At 60.4% G+C, this 2,279-nt stretch carries 2 protein-coding genes; both read left to right on the top strand.

The annotated features are described in order from the left end of the window. Window positions 1–234: 234 nt before the first annotated feature. Window positions 235–690 (top strand): H-NS family nucleoid-associated regulatory protein, encoded by a 456-nt coding sequence (locus ACSFA0_RS26575; RefSeq protein ID WP_435453262.1) that lies wholly within the window; start codon window positions 235–237, stop codon window positions 688–690. Window positions 691–1,437: 747 nt separating this feature from the next. Further along, window positions 1,438–2,178 carry a hypothetical protein gene (locus ACSFA0_RS26570; RefSeq protein ID WP_435453261.1) on the top strand — a complete coding sequence of 247 codons (741 nt, stop codon included), beginning with the start codon at window positions 1,438–1,440 and terminating at the stop codon, window positions 2,176–2,178. Window positions 2,179–2,279 lie beyond the last annotated feature (101 nt).

Below are 2,279 nucleotides of genomic sequence, written 5' to 3'. Positions count from 1 at the left end.
AAGGTATCGGCTCCGCGCATCGTCTGGGGTCTTGGGTTGCAACTGTCGGTGGTGTCAACTTCCAACGCTTGAGGGCTGTCGCGCGCCGACTGGGAGAGGTATTTCAGCACCCTGCTATGCCGCAACTAGCGCATATCGATGCAGAATGCACACGAATCCACGAAAAAGAGCTTGTGGGCTCTTAACACGCGGATTTACAATAATCGCACTGACCACTTTCGACTACATATTCTTATGGCCAAAAAGCTAATCGACGACCTGATCGCACAGCGTGACGCTCTTGACGCGAAGATCCGTGAGGCGCAGTCCGGACGCGCCAATGCGCTGAAGACGATCAGCGGCCTTGTAGCGTCGTTCGGGCTCAAGCCTGAGGATATTTTTCCAGGCAGCCCTGCTTCCCAGCCAAGCGCGGGAAGCACTCCGCCTGCACGTACGCGGAAAAGCTCCGCTGCTGCGACTTCTCGCGCAAGCGCGCCGGCGCCGAATATCAGCGTTTCCGACGCACACGCCAAGACGGGCCGCAAGCGCAAGACCACGACGCGCCCGCTGCCTCCAGACGGCAAGATGCCGAACGCCAAGGTCCCGATGAAGTACAAGGATCCGAATTCGCAGCTGGCCTGGAGCGGCCGCGGCAAGCGACCGAAGTGGATTCAGGGCCAAGACCTGAGTCATTTCCTGATCAAGAAGTAACCAGTCCGCGCCCTCGAAAGGGCCCGCAGCCTCACAGGTTGCGGGCCCTTTTTTTTTCCTCATGCGCCGCTCCACACGCACGAGGTTGGCGTTGTTGCCGTCGGTGCTCGGAGTCTTCATTGCGCGGCTCGCGCAGCCCTGCGGCGCTCTAAGAATTTCAGAAGAACGTGGTCGATTTCCGCGCCAGCATCCCTCGTTATCGCAGGCGTCGTGGGACGCGAGGAGCAAGTGGCTGGAAACGTCGCGGTGGTGTCGCATACGGGGAGCGCCCGCTTGTCGGCCGCTGCCGGTCGACTCGCCGCTGCGCAATCGAGGCAACGCTCCTGGAACGTTTCTTCCTGCAGCTTTGGGTCCTGCGCCGGCGCTGCGTTTGCGGCCAAGGTCGATGTCGATGTCGCCAGCACTAGAACGCCAGCACAGGCCCGCACCGCGGCCTGCAGCGCGGAAGCAAGGCGGGCAAGAACGGCAGGCTCTGCTGGCGACACTTTCGCTGCCGGCGCAGGATCGGCTGAGATCTGCCGACCCCACTGCAAGCCCGACGATGAACCGTGCCCGATCGCGCGTGCCAGGCGATCGCTTCTGGTGGACGCATAGCGCAACACGCGTAGGCTTGGGGTCATTACGCAAGTATACCCACAGGTCGATTATTTGGGTAGGACTTCGCCGATTAAGAGTACAAACCTACATGCCCGGAAGGCTGGAGCGCAGCTCTGCTCCATAATTCATCCACCAAACGTTGGACCACTCTTGAAGAACAGATACTTCCCGCAGGCGTTCCGCACCAGTCGCCCGTACTTCAGCAAGTCGTCGGTGGCCGCCCTTCTGGGTTCATTCACGCACGGCGGCTTGAAGGTCGGGACCGACGCGTTAGTTGGGTCGATCGCAAGCGCGGCGACTGCTTGCGGCGTCCCACCTGACCAACTCCTCCGCCTGAACTTCTTGCCCAACGAGACTGCCATAGCGCAGACGATGTTGCAGCTCGAGCTCGATGGCACGCCTCTGTACGATCTGGCGCCCGCTCTGGTCGAGGCGCTCTCGCACTCGGATCCTGGTGACATGTGTCTGTCTGACCTGCGCGCACCAAACCGCGCCTACTACATGCACTGGGGCCCTCAGCCTGACATGCTCCTGCATGGTCAACACCCGGTCGAAGGCGCAGTTGTGCTGACCTCCGAGACGGACTGGCGCATCGTGCTGACTGCCCGCACATCTGACTCCTGGCTGATGCCGCTGAAGCGCGATAGCTTCGTTCTTCGTTTTCCCGAAGCAACGCTGGGGCTACCGTTCGACCAAGCTGTCGACCTTGCGATCGATGAGGATCGCGCTGATTACTTGCGAGCTTTCAATGCTTCCCGGCAGGAGATCGCGGCCACTGTGACAGAGCTAGACCAGTTCGAACGCGACCTGGCCGTCAACAGGCCAGTCCTCAAGCGTGCTCTCCAACTGGCCGCAAATTCAATGGCTTACCTGGTGGTTCTGTCGCAGTAACGGCCCCGGGTAGTCTTGGGTAGATGAAATCCGAGACCCTGTCGATGATCAAATCCCTGAAGAAGGTTATCAAGCGCATGCACTACCCGTTGGAAGTCATG

Source organism: Variovorax restrictus, assembly GCF_051216715.1.
Lineage (GTDB): Bacteria > Pseudomonadota > Gammaproteobacteria > Burkholderiales > Burkholderiaceae_C > Variovorax.
The sequence above is the reverse complement of the archived record's forward strand: the minus strand, read 5'-3'. Positions and strand labels throughout refer to the sequence as shown.

What these genes read in the sequence shown, in the direction of transcription:
- ACSFA0_RS26575 (WP_435453262.1), top strand. Translation starts at nt 235, where the DNA reads ATGGCCAAAAAGCTAATCGACGACCTGATCGCACAGCGTGACGCTCTT.